The organism is Rhizobium sp. P2_G9 (genome assembly GCF_056403475.1).
In genome coordinates this window covers 1-18,219 of sequence record NZ_JBFUFK010000069.1, presented here as the reverse complement: position 1 = coordinate 18,219, position 18,219 = coordinate 1, and the positions used below count along the sequence as shown (strand labels likewise).

General features: G+C 60.5%; 20 protein-coding genes. 11 read left to right on the top strand and 9 right to left on the bottom strand.

Annotation, left to right across the window (positions count from 1 at the left end):
• The first annotated feature begins 60 nt into the window (after positions 1-60).
• A complete protein-coding gene (gene rbfA / locus AC1DYF_RS36415) occupies positions 61-468 on the top strand; it encodes a 30S ribosome-binding factor RbfA (protein ID WP_477883296.1) in 408 nt (135 codons plus the stop codon).
• A complete protein-coding gene (gene truB / locus AC1DYF_RS36410) occupies positions 469-1,398 on the top strand; it encodes a tRNA pseudouridine(55) synthase TruB (RefSeq protein WP_477883295.1) in 930 nt (309 codons plus the stop codon).
• A 40-nt stretch (positions 1,399-1,438) separates the two neighbouring features.
• Here the strand turns inward: truB and gstA are convergent, their stop codons facing one another.
• Positions 1,439-2,047 carry a glutathione transferase GstA gene (gstA, locus tag AC1DYF_RS36405; RefSeq protein WP_477883294.1) on the bottom strand — a complete coding sequence of 203 codons (609 nt, stop codon included), beginning with the start codon at positions 2,045-2,047 and terminating at the stop codon, positions 1,439-1,441.
• 134 nt (positions 2,048-2,181) lie between these two features.
• Between gstA and AC1DYF_RS36400 the strand changes: the two genes are divergently transcribed.
• Together AC1DYF_RS36400 and AC1DYF_RS36395 are read left to right on the top strand one after the other, a co-directional pair.
• The gene (locus AC1DYF_RS36400) at positions 2,182-2,559 is read left to right on the top strand and encodes a winged helix-turn-helix transcriptional regulator (protein ID WP_477883293.1); all 378 of its coding nucleotides are present in this window, start codon (positions 2,182-2,184) and stop codon (positions 2,557-2,559) included.
• A 10-nt stretch (positions 2,560-2,569) separates the two neighbouring features.
• A complete protein-coding gene (locus AC1DYF_RS36395; protein ID WP_477883291.1) occupies positions 2,570-2,854 on the top strand; it encodes a putative quinol monooxygenase in 285 nt (94 codons plus the stop codon).
• Here AC1DYF_RS36395 and AC1DYF_RS36390 read toward each other — a convergent pair whose 3' ends face one another.
• Positions 2,855-3,037 carry a hypothetical protein gene (locus tag AC1DYF_RS36390; protein ID WP_477883289.1) on the bottom strand — a complete coding sequence of 61 codons (183 nt, stop codon included), beginning with the start codon at positions 3,035-3,037 and terminating at the stop codon, positions 2,855-2,857.
• A 232-nt stretch (positions 3,038-3,269) separates the two neighbouring features.
• On the opposite strand from AC1DYF_RS36390, the gene rpsO reads away from it, so the two are divergent.
• The 5 genes from rpsO to AC1DYF_RS36365 all read left to right on the top strand — a co-directional run bounded on the left by rpsO (position 3,270) and on the right by AC1DYF_RS36365 (position 8,841).
• A complete protein-coding gene (gene rpsO / locus AC1DYF_RS36385; protein WP_477883288.1) occupies positions 3,270-3,539 on the top strand; it encodes a 30S ribosomal protein S15 in 270 nt (89 codons plus the stop codon).
• 243 nt (positions 3,540-3,782) lie between these two features.
• The gene (gene pnp, locus AC1DYF_RS36380) at positions 3,783-5,921 is read left to right on the top strand and encodes a polyribonucleotide nucleotidyltransferase (RefSeq protein ID WP_477883286.1); all 2,139 of its coding nucleotides are present in this window, start codon (positions 3,783-3,785) and stop codon (positions 5,919-5,921) included.
• A 79-nt stretch (positions 5,922-6,000) separates the two neighbouring features.
• Positions 6,001-7,017: a class I SAM-dependent methyltransferase gene (locus tag AC1DYF_RS36375; RefSeq protein ID WP_477883285.1), complete on the top strand. Its 1,017-nt coding sequence runs from the start codon at positions 6,001-6,003 to the stop codon at positions 7,015-7,017.
• Positions 7,018-7,278: 261 nt separating this feature from the next.
• A complete protein-coding gene (locus AC1DYF_RS36370; RefSeq protein ID WP_477883283.1) occupies positions 7,279-8,307 on the top strand; it encodes a helix-turn-helix domain-containing protein in 1,029 nt (342 codons plus the stop codon).
• Positions 8,308-8,565: 258 nt separating this feature from the next.
• Positions 8,566-8,841, top strand: a complete 276-nt coding sequence (locus AC1DYF_RS36365) for a LuxR C-terminal-related transcriptional regulator (protein WP_477883282.1) — start codon at positions 8,566-8,568, stop codon at positions 8,839-8,841.
• Between the two features lie 182 nt (positions 8,842-9,023).
• Here the strand turns inward: AC1DYF_RS36365 and fabI are convergent, their stop codons facing one another.
• Genes fabI through fabA form a run of 3 tightly spaced genes read right to left on the bottom strand, consistent with a single transcriptional unit; the run spans position 9,024 to position 11,621 of the window.
• Positions 9,024-9,830, bottom strand: coding sequence for an enoyl-ACP reductase FabI (gene fabI / locus AC1DYF_RS36360; protein WP_477883280.1), 807 nt, complete (start codon positions 9,828-9,830; stop codon positions 9,024-9,026).
• 8 nt (positions 9,831-9,838) lie between these two features.
• Positions 9,839-11,059 (bottom strand): beta-ketoacyl-ACP synthase I, encoded by a 1,221-nt coding sequence (fabB, locus tag AC1DYF_RS36355; RefSeq protein WP_477883278.1) that lies wholly within the window; start codon positions 11,057-11,059, stop codon positions 9,839-9,841.
• Positions 11,060-11,105: 46 nt separating this feature from the next.
• Positions 11,106-11,621, bottom strand: coding sequence for a 3-hydroxyacyl-[acyl-carrier-protein] dehydratase FabA (gene fabA / locus AC1DYF_RS36350; RefSeq protein WP_477883276.1), 516 nt, complete (start codon positions 11,619-11,621; stop codon positions 11,106-11,108).
• A 233-nt stretch (positions 11,622-11,854) separates the two neighbouring features.
• Between fabA and irrA the strand changes: the two genes are divergently transcribed.
• Positions 11,855-12,274: an iron response transcriptional regulator IrrA gene (gene irrA / locus AC1DYF_RS36345; protein WP_477883274.1), complete on the top strand. Its 420-nt coding sequence runs from the start codon at positions 11,855-11,857 to the stop codon at positions 12,272-12,274.
• A gap of 68 nt (positions 12,275-12,342) precedes the next feature.
• Here irrA and AC1DYF_RS36340 read toward each other — a convergent pair whose 3' ends face one another.
• The 3 genes from AC1DYF_RS36340 to AC1DYF_RS36330 all read right to left on the bottom strand — a co-directional run bounded on the left by AC1DYF_RS36340 (position 12,343) and on the right by AC1DYF_RS36330 (position 15,230).
• Positions 12,343-12,978 (bottom strand): trimeric intracellular cation channel family protein, encoded by a 636-nt coding sequence (locus AC1DYF_RS36340; protein ID WP_477883272.1) that lies wholly within the window; start codon positions 12,976-12,978, stop codon positions 12,343-12,345.
• 238 nt (positions 12,979-13,216) lie between these two features.
• A complete protein-coding gene (locus AC1DYF_RS36335; RefSeq protein WP_477883270.1) occupies positions 13,217-13,999 on the bottom strand; it encodes a YdcF family protein in 783 nt (260 codons plus the stop codon).
• A 52-nt stretch (positions 14,000-14,051) separates the two neighbouring features.
• On the bottom strand, positions 14,052-15,230 hold the full coding sequence (locus AC1DYF_RS36330; RefSeq protein WP_477883268.1) for a TMEM43 family protein: 1,179 nt from the start codon (positions 15,228-15,230) through the stop codon (positions 14,052-14,054).
• 250 nt (positions 15,231-15,480) lie between these two features.
• Here AC1DYF_RS36330 and AC1DYF_RS36325 point away from each other — a divergent pair, with 250 nt between their 5' ends.
• Positions 15,481-17,484 carry an MFS transporter gene (locus AC1DYF_RS36325; protein ID WP_477883267.1) on the top strand — a complete coding sequence of 668 codons (2,004 nt, stop codon included), beginning with the start codon at positions 15,481-15,483 and terminating at the stop codon, positions 17,482-17,484.
• Between the two features lie 368 nt (positions 17,485-17,852).
• Here AC1DYF_RS36325 and AC1DYF_RS36320 read toward each other — a convergent pair.
• On the bottom strand, positions 17,853-18,219 hold a 367-nt coding region (locus AC1DYF_RS36320; protein ID WP_477883265.1), incomplete at its 5' end, for a DUF433 domain-containing protein.

The window sequence follows — 18,219 nt, the reverse complement described above, 5'->3', positions numbered from 1 at the left end:
CCGCAACTAGGTCATTTCACCGCGCTTGATTGTTGGGCCAATGGCCATATTGGAAATATCATGTCGAAAGCCACATCTTCCGCGCCCTCGCAGCGTATGCTGCGGGTGGGCGAACAAGTCCGTTCCGCGCTGACGCAGATCCTGCAGCGCGGCGAAATCGTCGATCCGGTGATCGAGACCACGGTCGTTTCGATTTCGGAAGTGCGGATGTCGCCGGACCTCAAGATCGCCACCGCCTATGTGACACCGCTCGGCGCTGTAGACCATGAGACCGTGGTGGAGGCGCTCAACCGCAATGCCCGCTTCATCCGCGGCAAGCTGTCGCCGGCGCTCAGGCAGATGAAATACATGCCGGACATTCGCTTCCGCGACGACACGAGTTTCGAGAATTATCGCAAGATCGACGAATTGCTGAAGTCGCCGCAGGTACAGCGAGACCTGGACCAGGAAGAAGAAGACAAGGAATAAATGTCCAAACCGAGAAAACCCAAGGGCCGGCCGATCTCCGGCTGGCTGATCCTCGACAAGCCGGTGGATTTCGGCTCGACCGAAGCCGTTTCCAAGATCAAGTGGCTCTACAAGGCGCAGAAGGCGGGCCATGCCGGCACGCTCGATCCGCTCGCCTCCGGCATGCTGCCGATCGCGCTGGGCGACGCCACCAAGACCGTGCCTTATGTCATGGACGGCCGCAAGATCTATGAATTCACCATCGCCTGGGGCGAGGAACGCTCGACCGACGACCTCGAAGGCGAAGCCGTGCACATGTCGGACAGCCGCCCGGCCGAGGAAGCGATCCGCGCGCTGCTGCCGAAATATACCGGCGTGATCGAACAGGTGCCGCCGCAATTCTCGGCGATCAAGATCGCCGGCGAGCGCGCCTATGATCTCGCGCGTGAAGGCGAGGTTGTGGAAATTCCAGCCCGCGAAGTCGAAGTGCACCGGCTGACGCTGATCAAGGCCGAGACAGACCGCGCCCATTTTGAAGTCGAATGCGGCAAGGGCACCTATGTGCGCTCGCTGGCGCGCGATCTCGGTCGCGATCTCGGCTGCTATGGCCATATCGCCACGCTGCGCCGCAGCTATGTGGCGCCGTTCGGCGAGGAAACCATGGTGCCGCTTGCCAAGCTGGTCGAGCTCGAATCGATCGAGGACGCGGATGAGCGGCTCGCGGCGCTTGATGCGTTCCTGATCGATACAGGCGAAGCGCTGTCGTCACTGCCGCATCTGCCTGTGAATGACGATCAGGCGCGGCGTCTGCGGGCCGGCAATCCCATCATCCTGCGCGGCCGCGATGCGCCGCTGCCCTGCCCCGAAGCCTATGCGACGGCGCATGGCGAGCTGATCGCCATCGGCGCCATCGAGGCCGGTGAATTCCGCCCCAAGCGGGTCTTCGCCTGAGGCTGTCAAGGCGCGGCTACGAGCCGCGCCTTGTGCTGGATTAAATCAAGCCTTCGGCCTGCATTGCCGCCTGCACCGACGGGCGCGCGGAAACGCGCTCGACGAAAGCCTTGAGCTTCGGCCACTTGTCCAGCGGGATATTCATGCCTTTCGACCAATTGGTAACGACGAAGGTATAGGCATCGGCGACGGTGAACGCACTTCCAGTGAGGTAGGCGCGGCCATCGGCAAGGCGCGATTCCAGCCAATCGAATCTCTTGCCGATCGCAGCCTTGGCGGCATCCTTTTCTTCTTCCGTCTTGCCCGGATAGAAGAGTGGGCTGAAAGCCTTGTGCAGTTCGGAAGCGACGAAATTCAGCATTTCCTGGACGCGGGCGCGTGCCATCGTGCCAACAGGCGGGGCGAGTTCGGTGGCGCCATTGCTGTCGGCAATATATTGCAGGATGGCGGCGCCTTCGGTCAGCACTTCGCCATCGGCGAGTTGCAGTGCCGGCACGGCGCCCTTGGCGTTGATGGTCCAGAAATCAGTGCCTTTTTCCGTCGTCTTGGCTTTGCCGTCGACCTTCTCGATCTCAAAGGGTTTGCCGATCTCGTGCAGGATGACGTGGGAAGCCATGGAGCAAGCGCCGGGCGAATAGAAGAGCTTCATGATAGTTACCTTTCGAAGGATTGGTTCGATGCGGTGTAACTAGGATATCTGGTTCTCTTTTGTAACCAGGCATCTTGAGGTAACCGGCATTTCCTGATATCCGCCAGGTAACCTGATTTCCGGGGAGAAATCCGATGACCTTGAAGCGCCGCAAGAACCACGCGCCGAGCCCCGCCTGCCCTCTCGGCGAATGCATGTCGATGATATCAGGCGCCTGGACGCCGCATATCATCTGGTATTTGAGCCAGGGGCCGCGCCGGTTTTCAGAACTGCGTGCCGACATCCCGAATATTTCGTCAAAGGTACTGAGCGCGCGGCTAAAGGAACTCGAACAGCGTGGCATAGTGCACCGCGAGGTCATGCCGACTTCGCCGCCGACGGTGGAATATAAGCTGACCGAACTCGGTGCCGAATTGATGCCGGTGATCGCGGCAATCGTTGATGTCAGCCATCGCATGCGGCTAAAGTCGCTCGGCACATGCGACTTCGATCGACCCGCAGCGGCCGCCTGAGGAGGTGAAGATGTATGGACTGATCAGCAGGTTCAAAGCCCAGACCGGCAAGCGCGACGACCTGATCGCCATCATGACCGAGGGCGCTGTGAAAATGCCCGGCTGCATCAGCTATGTCATCGCCCGCGACCCGACGGATGCGGACGCGATCTGGATTACTGAAGTGTGGGACAACAAGGAGTCACATGCCGGGTCGCTGAATATTCCGGAAGTCAGGGCGACCATCCAGAAGGCCATGCCGCTGATTGGCGGGTTTGATCAGCGTTTTGAGACCGAGCCGTTGAATGTGGTTTGATCAGCGCCTATCAGCAGTGGTCTGTTGATAGCGGGCATAGAGCGCCTGTAGCCGTTTACACATCTCGGTGCTGGTCAGATTAGGCCGAGGATCATCGAGAGATTGCTGTAGGCGGAGGCGAATTGCCGCCATGCGCTCTTCATGTCTCTCATTCATGGCGTTGAGCTCTTCGGTCTCACTCATTTCTTTGGCTCTTTTCATATCGTCGTGACAGCATTGTTGATCTCATCGACAACAGATGAAAAGCCGAAAAACCGGGATTTCCGCCACAGAACCCCTCCCCCTTCCCTTTTCCATCAAATTCGTTTATAGGCCGCGCCAGCTAACGATCCGTCGTTGCTATCACTGGCCAGCGCTGGACGACATCCCGGCCCTGGGCGTCTCAAAATCCAATAAAAACGAAAGGATTTGTCCGATGTCGATCACTGCAGAGCGCAAGGCTGAACTCATCAAGCTGTATGCCACCGTCGAAGGTGACACCGGTTCGCCGGAAGTCCAGGTGGCGCTGCTCACCGAGCGGATCAACAACCTGACCGGCCACTTCAAGGACCACAAGAAGGATAACCATTCTCGTCGTGGCCTGTTGAAGATGGTGTCGAGCCGCCGTTCGCTTCTTGACTATCTCAAGAAGAAGGACGAGCCCCGTTACACCAAGCTGATCGGTGCTCTCGGCATTCGCCGCTAATATTCTCCGGCCGGGGAGCCTGCTTCCCGGCCGTTTTCGCATCCGGAACAATCCGGAACCCTGGAGACCGGAGGGCCGTTGCTCCAGGATATGTCATCCAGCCCATCATGGGGCAGGATTGCAGGATGTTTGCCAGCCGGCCGGCTGATGACCGAAACATCCCGCTGTCTTGCCCGTGATGTGCACAATAAAGCGGACGATCGTGCTTCTTGGCCGCGGCTCCGCGCACAAAGGACAAACTATATGTTTCAAACCCACAAGATCGAAATCGAATGGGCCGGACGCCCGCTCATCCTGGAAACCGGCAAGATTGCCCGGCAGGCTGACGGCGCCGTTCTGGCCACCTATGGCGAGACCGTGGTCCTCGCCACCGTCGTCTCCGCCAAGGAGCCGAAGCCCGGCCAGGATTTCTTCCCGCTGACCGTCAACTACCAGGAAAAGACCTATGCCGCCGGCAAGATCCCCGGCGGCTATTTCAAGCGCGAAGGCCGCCCGAGCGAGAAGGAAACGCTCGTCTCCCGCCTGATCGACCGTCCGATCCGCCCGCTCTTCCCCGACGGCTACAAGAACGACACCCAGGTCGTCGTCACCGTCATGCAGCATGACCTCGAAAACGATCCGGACGTGCTCTCCATGGTCGCCACGTCTGCGGCGCTGACGCTTTCCGGCGTGCCGTTCATGGGTCCGATCGGCGGCGCTCGCGTCGGCTATATCAATGGCGAATACGTGCTCAACCCGCATCTCGACGAGATGGACGAGTCCTCGCTCGATCTCGTCGTCGCCGGCACGTCCGAAGCCGTGCTGATGGTCGAGTCCGAAGCCAAGGAACTCAACGAAGAGACCATGCTCGGCGCCGTCATGTTCGGCCATCGTGGTTTCCAGCCGGTGATCGACGCGATCATCCAGCTCGCCGAGGCAGCCGCCAAGGAGCCGCGCGACTTTACCGCGCCGGACCATTCCGAACTCGAAGCCGAAATGCTGAAGATCTCGGAAGAAGAGCTCCGTGCCGCCTACAAGAACACTGAAAAGGCCGTCCGCTACGCCGCCGTCGACGCCGTCAAGGCCAAGGTCAAGGCGCATTTCATCGACGCCGAAGGCAATTCGAAATATCCGGCCGATGTGATCGGCGCCGTGTTCAAGGAATTGCAGGCGAAGATCGTCCGCTGGAACATCCTCGACACCAAGAGCCGCATCGACGGCCGCGACCTCGAAACCGTTCGCCCGATCGTCGCCGAAGTCGGCATCCTGCCGCGCACCCATGGTTCGGCGCTGTTCACCCGCGGCGAGACGCAGGCGATCGTCGTCGCCACGCTCGGCACCGGCGAAGACGAGCAGTTCGTCGACAGCCTGACCGGCATGTACAAAGAAACCTTCATGCTGCACTATAATTTCCCGCCCTACTCGGTCGGTGAAACGGGCCGCATGGGTTCGCCGGGCCGCCGCGAAATCGGCCACGGCAAGCTTGCCTGGCGCGCCATCCATCCGATGCTGCCGAACGCGGAATCCTTCCCCTACACGCTGCGCGTCGTCTCGGAAATCACCGAATCCAACGGCTCGTCTTCGATGGCGACCGTCTGCGGCACTTCGCTGTCGCTGATGGATGCCGGCGTGCCGCTGGCGCGTCCGGTGGCGGGCATCGCCATGGGCCTGATCAAGGAAGACGATCGTTTCGCCGTTCTGTCCGACATTCTTGGCGATGAAGACCATCTCGGCGACATGGACTTCAAGGTGGCCGGCACCGAGATGGGCGTCACCTCGCTGCAGATGGACATCAAGATCGAGGGCATCACCGAAGAGATCATGGGCATCGCGCTCAAGCAGGCCAAGGGTGGTCGTATCCACATCCTCGGCGAAATGGCCAAGGCGATCTCCGAGAGCCGCGGCCAGCTCGGCGAATTCGCCCCGCGCATCGAAACGATGAACATCCCGGTCGACAAGATCCGCGAAGTCATCGGTTCGGGCGGCAAGGTGATCCGCGAGATCGTCGAAAAGACCGGCGCCAAGATCAACATCGAAGACGACGGCACCGTCAAGATCGCCTCTTCCTCCGCCAAGGAGATCGAAGCGGCGCGCAAGTGGATCCATTCGATCGTCGCCGAGCCGGAAGTCGGCCAGATCTATGAAGGCACGGTCGTCAAGATCGCCGATTTCGGCGCCTTCGTGAACTTCTTCGGCCCGCGCGATGGCCTCGTGCACATCTCCCAACTCGCGTCCGAACGCGTCGCCAAGACCGGCGATGTCGTCAAGGAAGGCCAGAAGGTCTGGGTCAAGCTGCTCGGCTTCGACGAGCGCGGCAAGGTGCGCCTCTCGATGAAGATTATCGACCAGGCGACCGGCAAGGAAATCGTGCAGAAGAAGGAAAGCGAAGACGCCGCTGAATAAGCGCGCTTGCTTTTCGTGATATCGAGGCGCGGGGTAGCCCGCGCCTTTTTTATATAGTCAAGCCGAAAGAACCGATCGTATGAGCCGCGACGCCGTCAAAACCCTTTTCCACCCCTTCGTCACCGACGTGCTGACGCCGCCGGCCAAGGACGAACGCGTCCTCTTTCTCGGCGCGGAAACAGGCTACGACCTGCCGGAAGGCTTCGACGCCGCAATCACCGCCGTGCAAGGCTTCAAGCCGCTCTACAACGCTCTGGTCAAGCGCGGCGTGGAAGCACAGCCATTTGCCGAAGGCGATGGCTATGACATGACACTCGTGCTCATGAGCCGCCATCGCGGCGCCAGCGAGAACTATCTCGCCGACGCCGTGCGCAGGACGCGGCCGGGCGGCCGGATCGTCGTTGCGGGCGCCAAGGAGGACGGTGTACAATCGTTGCGCAAGCGCGTTGCCGCCCTCGGCATAGAGACCGAGCATCTGGCAAAATATCATGCGCAGGCTTTCTGGTTTGCACAGCCAAACGACGCCGATGCGGTCATCGCCGCCTTCACCCAGCCGGAGGCAACAATCCTCGATCGCTTTGCCACGGCGCCGGGCATGTTTTCACACGGCGAAGCCGATCCCGGTTCCGTTTTCCTTGCCCGTTACCTGCCGAAGGGTTTTACCAAGCTCGCGGCGGATTTCGGCGCCGGCTGGGGATTTCTCGCCGATGCACTTTATCAGGCCTCTCCCGGTATCGAGGGCATCGATCTCTACGAGGCCGACCATGCGGCATTGCAGACCGCCCGGCGTAATCTCGACGCAGGCGCGCCTGCGCTCAGCGCCCGCTATTTCTGGCATGATCTTGCACGCGAGGCGGTCAAGCATCGTTACGACCTCATCATCATGAACCCGCCCTTCCACGAAGGCCATGCTGCGGAGCCGCAGCTCGGACAGGCGATGATAAAGACGGCGGCAAGCGCGCTCCGGCCGGGCGGAGAACTGCTGCTGGTCGCCAACCGCGGCCTGCCCTACGAGCCAGTTCTCGGCGAGCTATTCAAGACCAGCAACGAAGTGGCTCGCAACGCCCGTTACAAGGTTCTTTTCGGCAAGCTCTGAGCGCAAGCCTGTCATGAGGCTCCGGCATGACACAGTCTCTGTTTCGGATCGGAGCCCATCCGGATCGGCTTGTGCCGTTGCTTTCATTGCATTGTAACATCAAAGCCTGGAACGCGTGAAACGCGTAAACGTCTGTTATTGCTATAACATCTCATTTGTTAAAACCGTAACTTTTGCGACTTGCCGGCTGCTCGTGATGGACAAGGCCAAAACCCTTCGATAGATTATCATTTCATGCCATTTATTTAACTTTGGACGCCAATGGTCGAGCAGCGTCAGACCGAAGTGGACAAATATCTGACGCCGTCGGGGCTCGCTTCGGCGATCGGTGAATCCGCAGCGCGTTACGGAATTGACATTGTACCAATTTGCAAGGCGCTCGGGCTCGATCCAGCGACCTTTTCAGATCTCACCGGCCGAATCAGCCTCGACCGTCTTTGCCGCCTGTTCGAGACCTGCGCACTGATCACCGGCGACGAGGCTTTTGGCCTGAAAACCATCGACCATTTCCAGCCGGGGGCAAGCGGTCCCTATGGCTATGGCCTGATGAGCGCGCCGACGGCGCTGGATTTCTTCCGCTTCCTCGGCGATCACCAGCAATATGTCTCCGACAAGAGTTTCGCGCGGTTCAAGGTCGACAACCACGGGGCAGAACTTCAGTTCTCCTATTCACCGCTGCTCGTCAAGCGCGACCAGTATGTCGACATGGTCATCGGGCTGATCATGCAGCGGCTCCGCGGCATATTGGGGCCAGACATCGACAGTATCGAGGTCGGCCTGGAAAGGTTGAAGCCGAAGAATATTGCCGTCTACCGCGAGAAAATTTCCAAGAAAATCAATTTCTCGCGCCGTATGAACAGCCTGAGACTGCCGCCCGAACTCTATTTCGTCACCAATCCGCGCGGCGACGACAGGCTGTTCCGGCTGATGGATCTGCAATGCCGCAGCCTGCGACCGGAGCGTTCCGAAGGCGACGACTTCGCCGAGGACCTGCGTGAATTCCTGCTGACGCGCATTGCCGAGAACGATATCAACCTCTCGGAGGCCGCCGATTATTTCCGTGTCTCAGAACGCACCCTGCAGCGCCGGCTCGCCGAAACCGGCACAAGCCTCAATGATCTTCGCGACGACGTCCGGCGCAGCCTGGCGGGAAAGCTGCTGACCGAGACCGAACTCAGCGCCGCCGAGATCGCCTTGCGGCTCGGCTATTCCGCCGCAAGCGCCTTCACCCGCTCGACGATGAGATGGTTCGGCAAGACGCCCCGCGACTATCGCAAGGCCGCGATCTAGGCATTTCATTGTTTCACAACGATGTCGCGGCGCAAAAGTCGATTATTCCAGATTTCAATCGCTTTAAGTTTAGCATCAATTCAGAATTCTTGGCGCGCGCTGTCAATGCAATTGCCCAAGTTTTAAACTACATCAGCGCCATCCGAATGAGGTGTTTGCGAGCCACTCCCAAGCGATGATTGGGGGCACGGCCGATTTCGTCATCGCGACAGCCTCAAGTGAACTCTCCAAGGACACCGGCAATCGCAGGAGCCCTGCATGAACCTGAATTTGAACGGCGTGATGATGATCCAGAGAAAGACGAGATTGGGTGCGGCTCAAGCCAAGCTCGACCTTACGCATGAGGAGATCGCCTGCCTCAAGCTTGTCGCCAACGGCTTCCGGCTGGGTGAAATCAGCGGCGAGTTGAAGACGGATGAAACAGAAGTCGACAGCATTCTCAACAGCGCCGAACGCAAGCTCGGCGCGCGCAACAGGCTGCATGCCATCGGCATCGCAGTCTCCCAAGGCTTGATCGGTATTGACGGTAAGTAACGCGTTTCCGGTCGAGCGCTGCAAGTGCCCCGGCGGAAAGCTGCCTGTCCCCTCCCGGTAGGCCGCTTCCCGTCGGATCGAAGGCGGGCGGACCACTTGCAGCTCTTATTCGAGCGCCACTCTCTAAAAGAGCCGCTCCATAGCCCGGCCTCGGGGTTCAGGCCGGGCTATGTTATTTCTATTTACTCCTGATCAGCGCGGCCCAGCGTTTCGAGCGCCGGCATCGAGGTGATGTTGTAGCCGGAATCGACGTAGTGAATTTCGCCGGTGACACCGCGCGACAGGTCCGACAGCAGATAGACGGCCGAGTTGCCGACATCCTCGATCGTCACCGTGCGTCGCATCGGCGAATTCTTCTGCTGCCAGTTGAGCATGGCGCGCGCATCGGAAATGCCGGCGCCGGCAAGTGTGCGGATCGGACCGGCAGAGATGGCGTTGACGCGGATTCCACGTGGGCCGTAATCCCCCGCCAGATAGCGGACCGAGGCTTCGAGCGCGGCCTTGGCGACACCCATGACGTTATAGTTGGGCATGATCCGCACCGAACCGCCATAGGTCAGCGTCAGCATCGACCCGCCATGGCTCATCAGGCCGGCGGCGCGCTTGGCGATCTCGGTGAACGAGAAGCAGGAGATCACCATGGTGCGGACGAAATTGTCGCGCGTGGTGTCGGCGTAGAGGCCCTTGAGCTCGTTCTTGTCGGAGAAGCCGATGGCATGGACGAWGAAATCGAGCGTGCCCCAGCGCTCGCCAATATGGGCGAAGAGCGCATCGACCGATGCGAGGTCCTCGACATCACATTCAAGCAGAAAATCCGACCCGACTTCCTGGGCGAGCGGCTTGACGCGCTTGCCCAGCGCCTCGCCCTGATAAGTGAAGGCGAGTTCGGCGCCTTGAGCCGCGAGCGCCTTGGCAATGCCCCAGGCGATGGAATGGTTGTTGGCCACGCCCATGATCAGGCCGCGTTTTCCGTGCATCATACCCGTCATCGAGAGCGTCACCCGTTGAAACGTTCAAAGACCAGCGTGGCGTTGGTGCCGCCGAAGCCGAAGGAATTCGACAGCGCGACATCGATCTTTGCGTCGTCGATGCGCTTGCGGACGATCGGCACGCCCTCGAATTCCGGATCGAGCGTTTCGATATGGGCGCTCTCGCCGATGAAGCGGTTCTGCATCGAAAGGATCGAATAGATCGCTTCCTGCACGCCGGCAGCGCCCAGCGAATGGCCGGTCAGCGACTTGGTCGACTGGATATTCGGCATCTCTGCGCCGAACACTTCGCGGATCGCGCCGATTTCCTTGCTGTCGCCCACCGGCGTCGAGGTGCCGTGGGTGTTGACGTAGTCGACCTTGTTCTTGATGGTCGAAATCGCCATCTTCATGCAGCGCTTGGCGCCCTCGCCCGACGGCGCCACCATGTCGTAGCCATCAGAGGTCGCGCCATAGCCGGTGAGTTCGCAATAGATCTTGGCGCCGCGCGCCTTGGCGTGCTCCAGCTCTTCGAGGATGACGACGCCGGCACCGCCGGCAATGACGAAGCCGTCACGGTTGGCATCATAGGCGCGCGAAGCGATCGTCGGCGTGTCGTTATACTTGGTCGACATCGCGCCCATGGCGTCGAACAGGTTGGACATGGTCCAGTCCAGATCCTCATGGCCGCCGGCGAACATCACGTCCTGCTTGCCCCATTGGATCATTTCCGCGGCATTGCCGATGCAATGCGCCGAGGTCGAGCAGGCCGACGAGATCGAATAGTTGACACCGTGAATCTTGAACCAGGTGGCGAGCGTCGCCGATGCGGTCGAGGACATGGCCTTCGGCACGGCGAACGGACCGATGCGCTTCGGCGAGGTGTTCTGGCGGGTGATATCCGCAGCCTCGACGATCTGGCGGGTCGATGGGCCGCCGGAACCCATGATGATGCCGGTGCGCTCGTTGGAGATATCCTTCTCCTCGAGGCCGGAATCGGCGATCGCCTGCAGCATGGAGACGTGGTTCCACTGGCCGGCGGTCGACAGGAAGCGCGTGGCGCGCCGGTCGACCATGCCGGTCAGGTCAAGATTGGGGGCGCCCCAGACCTGGCACTTGAAGCCGTGCTCGGCAAAATCGGGCGAGAAGGAAATGCCGGATTTCGCGTTGCGCAGGGATTCCGTCACCTCGGCGGCATTGTTGCCGATGGACGACACGATCCCAAGGCCGGTGACAACGACACGTCTCATGATTTCAGACCTTCAATAAGTTGGCGGATTGGCCCAAGCGAAACGCTCAAGCCGCCTTTTCCTTCGAGAGGCCGACCTTGAGGTCCGTCGCCTGATAGATGGTTTCCCCGTCAGCCTTCAGCCAGCCGTCAGCGATGCCCAGGACCAGACGGCCGCGCATGACGCGCTTGAAGTCGATGCCATATTCGAGCAGCTTGGTGTTCGGGCGGACCATGCCCTTGAACTTGACCTCGCCGGTGGAGAGCGCCATGCCACGGCCTTCCTCGCCGAGCCAGCCGAGGAAGAAGCCCGTCAACTGCCACATGCCGTCAAGGCCCAGGCAACCGGGCATGATCGGATTGCCTTCGAAATGGCAGGGGAAATACCAGTCGTCGGGGCGAACGTCATATTCGGCGCGGAGATAGCCCTTGTCGAAAGCGCCGCCGGTTTCGGAAATGTCGCTGATGCGGTGGACCATCAGCATAGGGGGAAGCGGCAGTTGTGCATTGCCCGGGCCGAACAATTCGCCGTGAGCACAGGTCAGGAGATCCTCATAGGTATAACTCGACTTCTGCACGGCCATAAACGGCGTTCCCCCTGTTTTTTAAACTCAGACACTTCGGGCCGCTCTCAGCACGCCCGAGCGCGGACTTGCAGCCGCAATATAGGATGCGCCGGTAAAAAGCCAACTTAAATCGCCGTTTTCCAATGCGTCGAAAAGGCCTTGCAATGAAAATCTGTTGAAAGGCAAGCCCCAGGTCTATATATCGTTGACAAAAATACTCCTATTTTTCACGGGATCGGAGCTTGGCATTTATGGCCGGTCATCATTCGGCATCGACTGAAGCGCGTTTGCGGCAGGCAGGTTTGCGCCCGACACGACAGCGCGTCGCCCTGGCGTCGCTGCTATTCGCCAAGGGCGACCGGCACCTGACCGTCGAGGAACTGCACGAGGAAGCTGCGGAAGCCGGTATCGACGTGTCGCTCGCCACGGTCTACAACACCCTGCACCAATTCACCGAAGCGCATATGATCCGCGTGCTTGCCGTCGAAGGCAGCCGGACCTATTTCGACACCAATATTTCCGACCATCACCATTTCTTCGTCGAGGGCCGTAACGAGGTGCTCGACATCCCGCTCAGCAATATTTCCATCGCCAACCTGCCGGAACCGCCGGAGGGTATGGAAATTGCGCATGTCGACGTGGTCATCCGCCTGCGCGAGAAGAAGGGCTGAGGGTCTTCGACCCGCACGAATTCCAATCGCCCTCTCTTTCCAATACCGGCCCCAGCAGCCGAGGACGGCTACATGACGTCGTCCGGGTGCCGGCCAGGTCGTGCCTTGTAGACTGGAAAGCACCAGCCATAGCGCAACGCTCCGCCGCGAATGAGAAAAGCCGTGAGGCTTGCGAGCAGAAAGCAGGTGATCTGGCTGAAACCGAGTGCATGGGCGATCGTGAACACGGCCGAGCCCGCCATGGCAGCAGAAACATAGATTTCGGGCCGCAGCAGTACCGAGGGCTCGCCGGCGACGATATCGCGTAAAATTCCACCGAAGGTCGCCGTCAGCATGCCGGTGACGATCGCCACCACGGGCGACCCCGTCATCGCCAGCCCCTTGCCCGCGCCGAGCGCCGCATAGGCCGCCATGCCGATGGCGTCGAGCCAAAGCAGCACGCGATAGCGCGATTCGAAGAAATGGGCGGTAAAATAGACGAGCACGCCGGCGGCGGCGCAGACGAGGAGATAATCCGGATTCTTTACCCAGAACACCGGCAGCGCGCCGAGCACGACATCGCGCAGCGTGCCGCCGCCGATGCCGGTGACGGCAGCGAGGAAGACGAAGCCGATGAGATCCAGCTGCTTGCGGCTTGCAGACAATGCGCCGGTGCCGGCGAAAAGTGCGATCGCGGCATAATCAAGAAATTCGAGAATCGTCATGCCCGCCCCCTGCCCATGCCGATATGGGAAGGATGGCGCCGATGATTGTCAACGATTTTGATGCGACATCGTTGTGAGCTCCATCTCAGCGCAAAGGGTCATCGGCGGCAACCGCTCTTGCGCTGGACCGATGAGCAGGACGCAGTTACCGTTTGGCTCGACCAAAACACCGTCGACGACCTATCAGCATGCTTCTCCGCTCTGTCGTCCCGGAATAATCACGTGGCGATCTCGAAGCTTACGGCACATAAGTCGCGGTCTCACCTGTCCAATGCGCGACAGCCAGCGCCAGCCATTCACGGGCCGCGGTCGATGCGAGCTGGCCGTTGAGCGTTGGCTGGGTGAAATCCAGACCCAGCTCAACCTTGCCGCTCGACCGGTAGTCCGACGGCCAGGGGATGACCTCGAGACCGGCCTTGTCGAACAGCGCCTTGGCGCGCGGCATGTGATAGGCGGAAGTGATCAGCAGGCAGCTCTTGAGGCCATTCTGATCGGCAAGCGCCTTGGTCTCGGAAACATTCTCCTCGGTGTTGCGCGAGGCCGTGTCCTTGATCAGCCTTGTCGGATCGACGCCCATGGCGGAGAAGAAATCGCCGGCCAGTTCGGCATCACCCTTATAATCGCCGGAGAAGGAGCCGTCGCCGCCGGAGACAAGGATCTTTGTCTCAGGATGCAGCCGCGCCAGTCTTGCGGCCTCGATGAAGCGGTCGGCGGACTGGTTAAACTCCATGCCGCCCCGGCCCGCTGTGACTTCGAGATCAAAAGCGCCGCCGAGCACGATCATACAGGGGACTTGTGCCGGCAGGTCGGGACGCGGGTAACGCGCCTCCAGTGTCTGCAATGCCCAGGCGCCGGTCGAGGTGAAGAGGGTAGCGAACAGGACCGCGGCACCGAGAAGCGTGAACAGGAATGCGAAAAACCTGCGGCCGAGGAGTGTGAGCAGCAGCGCGAAAGCCACCAGAAAGAAGGCGAGCGACAGTGGCTGCAGCACGATCCAGGCGGACTTGCCGAGAAAGAACATCTTTGTCTCCCAAAAGAGAAGGCCGGCTTGGCGCCGGCCTTATGGCTTGATGTCAGGTGGCGCGGCCAAGCTGCGGCGAGGCGCTTGCCGCCGGCTTGCGCCGCAAGAAGGCAAAGCCGACCGCGAGTGCGACGCCGACGGCGATGATGGCGATCGACAGCAGCGGCCGATAGGCGAACCAGCCGATGGCGATGACGACCGGTCCCAGCACGAGGGTGAAGATCAGCGCGAGAATGCTCGTGCCGCCGCCGATTAGCGAACCGATGAACGGGATCAGGTCGCCCAGGATACTGAAGATCGCCATGCAGAGCTTGAAACCGATGAACAGGCCAATCAGGCCGCCGGCACGGATCAGCCAGGTGATCATCGTGTTCTCGTCCTGCGCCTGCTTGAACATCGCCGCTGCATCCTTGGTGCCGGGAGCCCTGAGGAAGATGTCGCGGCCATTCGAACTGGTATAGGGGCCGAGCGTGTCATCGATCTGCTTGCCGACGAAGCTCGCCTGCTTGAGGTCGATGCGCTCGAAGCGGATCTTCATGTCGCCGATCTGCGGCGAGGTCACCGAATTGCCGAGATAGACCTCGCCCTGGTTGAGCTTGGCCGGCCGGTCGGTCGAGATATTGCCGGCGATACGGCTGACATCGGTGGCGGCAAGCTTGATCTGCGTCGCATCACCAAGATCGGCGACCGTGTCGCCATTCATGGAAAAGGCGCCGACCGTGGCCTTCTGGACCGGCGTCGTCGCATCATTGACGGCGAAATCGGGATTGTCGTGGCCGCCCTGCTTGAAGTCGGAGGAGTCGACATGGCTCGACCGCCATTCCTTCTTATAGGAATAGGTCGTCGTGGTCGTTTCGCTGCCGCCGAGATTCTTCTCGGTATGGCTCTGCGATTCCTGGATCCATTGATACATCTGGACGTCACGCCTGACGGCGATGGCGCCGTCGGCGGTAACGCCGAAATCGGGATCGGCGGCCTGGCCGTTCGGCGTCACGGCGCCGGAAATATGCACCAGCTTGCCGTTGTTAGTCGCATCGACCTTGGCGCTGTCGATGGAAACGACAAGGCCGGCGCCTTCGACCAGCGCGCGATAGGTCTCGATCGCCCGGCCTTCGTTCCAGAACAGCAGCCAGATGCAGCCAAGAATCAGCACGATGCCGATCGGGATGCCGATCAGTGCATTCTTGATACGCGAAAACCAGGATGTCGTTTCAGTTTCGGTGTAGCTCATTTCCCTCTCCTGCGGGTCGATGCCCCAACGCGGTCCCACGAGCGTTGCAAAGACGAACGTACTGCTTCGACGTTAATCCATCGGGCCTTATTCTGTCATCACAGACGAAATTTCTCGCCATCGTTGAAATTTGACGAACGGACGAAGAGGGACCCGCAAATCTGCTTGCATTCTCGCGCAATAGGCCGGAAAAGTCGAAAGATTCGGCACTGCACCGCCGAACAAGGAATTGCGAAACTGGGGGGTTTCGATGAAGGCATTTTTCGAGCAGGCGAGACGGTTCCTGGCCGCCTGGCATGGCGTCATCTACGCGATTTCAGCATTCGTCATCGGCATTTTCGTCGCCTGGCATGTGCTGAGCCTTGCGACGCCGTTGTCAGGCCCCGAAATCATCCTGATGATCGTCTGCCTGGCTGGCCTGTCGGCCGGCCTCTGGCTGCGCTGGGGTGAAATGCGCCTTCTCAATGCGCTGGCGACACTCGGCATCTATGCCGGCGGCTTCGCGGCGGCGCTTGCCATCTACAATACCATCAAAGGACAGGGTGCTGCTGTCGCGGAATGGCAGATCTGGCTGATCTTCACCGGCATATTCCTGCTGCTCTACAAAGCCTTCGTCAGCTGGTTCGCACCATCGCGCCGGCTGGACGGCATGACACCCGAGGAACGCGCCGAATATCTCGCCCTACGCGCCGCCAATGCCCGCCGCAAGGCCGAGCTCAACAGCCTGCCATCGCAGGGCTGGTACCAGATCGCATCCTTCGTCACCGGCGCGGCCATGGTCGGCTCGTTCGCCACCACGGCGATCGGTTTCCACCATGAAATCGTCGACCCGCTCGATCCGCCGCTCATCCAATATGGTGTTCCGATCGGCCTTTCGGCATTGGCGGCGCTGATCATCTGGGCTGGCTGGAATTTCGTCTTCCTGCGCATCCGCCTGGCGCGCTTCATGATCTCGCGCATCTTCGGCTATGTCGTCGGCCTTATCGTGCTGGTGCCGATGACGCTCGCCATTCACACCGTGTTCGGCATTATCGGCGTCGGCGGCACGGAAGGCATCCGCGCCCATAATCTCTGGTATTCCGATGTGCTCGACGCTTATGAGCGGCGCGTCGACGGCATCCGCGCGGTCGAGGCCAACCGCCTGTCGGGCGCGCTGCAATATATGTCGAACCAGCTGCAGGCCGCGGCGGTCAGCGAGCAGACCACGGGCCAGGGCTGCGGCGCCGGCAGGGGCTCTCTCTGGCGGTTCTACACGGACTCGGCGGCGCGCACCGCGACAATCCTCAACATCGTCAATATCCGCAAGAACGCCAACCAGGATATCAAGGCGCAGATCGAGCAGTTGCGCGCCCATATCCGCAAGCCCGAAGGCAAGATCGAGGATATCCAGCCGGAACTCGCCGCCGAAGCCGACAATATCCGCAAGAAGATCGTCGAGACGGACAATTCCTCGGCGCTGCCGAGCGTGAAGACCTTCGTGCGCGAGACGCGCGCCACAGTGAATTCCGACGCCTTCTTCTCCGGCTGGTCGGCCTGCACGCTCGCCAAGAAGGACGTCATTCTCAACCAGATCAACACGCTGATCGATTCCGTCGAGGAGGCCGCGACCAGCGCCGAGAAGGACATCGATGTGCGCAAATCGAGCCCGGAATTCCGTATTCCGGTCGAAAACCGCATCGAGACCATTCCCTTCGTCGATCGCCTGTTCCATGGCACGCAGGAAACACCGCCGACGCCGCTGCAGCAGGCGCAGGCCGCCAACGACGTGCCGGTCTTCGTGCCGCTCCGGCCGTTCTGGGCCGTGGTCTCCTATGCCGGCAGCCTGATGGGCTATATTGCGCTACAACTGGCGCTCGACTTTTCGCCGGCGGTGCTGGGCCTGTTGTTTGCACTGCTGGCGCCGTTCCCGGACCACAAGACGCGGCTTGGCCGGGCCTGGGAGGGATTCTGGGCAAGGCAGCTCGAGAAGTGGACGCCAATGCGGGAGGAGCAGCCGGTCGTGGCGAAGGCGGAACCTGTGGTGGCGCCGGTTAGAGGTGTGGAGCCGGAGACCGCGACAGCTGCTGAGCAGACCAAGACGGAGGAGACTGTGGCTTCGGAAGAGGTCGCAGTTTCGGAGCCGGTGCAGCCGGATCATAGGGGCGTCTCGGAACCGAAGCCTGCATTGCGGCAGGAACCAAAGTTCGAGGAAGAGCGGCCGGAAGAGGATGACCACATCCGCGATGACAAGCCCGGAGATGTCAGACCGTTCTGATGGCCATTGGGCTTGGTTTTGTGCTTGGAACGGCCCCTTCGAGGCTTTTCCGGTTGCGCCGAAAAAGTGCCTCAGGGTGAAGGAGTATGGGGCAGCGCTGGTGCCCCAATCTTCTGTCGCTCACAGGGGCGCTTTTGGCATCGCGGTGCCCCAATCTCCCCTCATCCTGAGGTGCCCAATGACGCGAAGCGGAATTGGGCCTCGAAGGATCCACCATCAACTCTACGCAACGCTATGCTCATCAAAGCGTCCAGCTGCTTGCTGGATTACACTGGCCGCGTCGGAGCCTCTTGACGCCCAAGCAGGCGCGTCGAACGATCAGCATCAATGAGAAACCGTATCACGCGATATATGGGACGAGAGGTCATTCATATGGCCGCATATTTCAGCACCGCCGCGATGTCCTCTGGTTCCAGCAATGAGTAGTCTTCGAGAATCTCCGCCCGCGAGGCGCCTGCCGGGAGATCGAGAACGTCCTTCACGCGAATGCGCARGCCGCGAATAATCGGACGGCCGCCGCATATCTCGGGATCGACGATAATTCTGTGAAGCTCGCTCATGGGGCCCCTGCTCGATGGTGCCCATAATCGGGATAGGGGGGAGCCAATCAGCTCCGCCCCTCCCACACCACCCGGCATGCGGGTCCGCACCGGGCGGTTGGAGCGGTTGAAGTCGTCAGGCTTATAGTTCTCCCGGCCCGACGCTTGGGTTTGCTTATTCTGGTTCGGCGGGTTT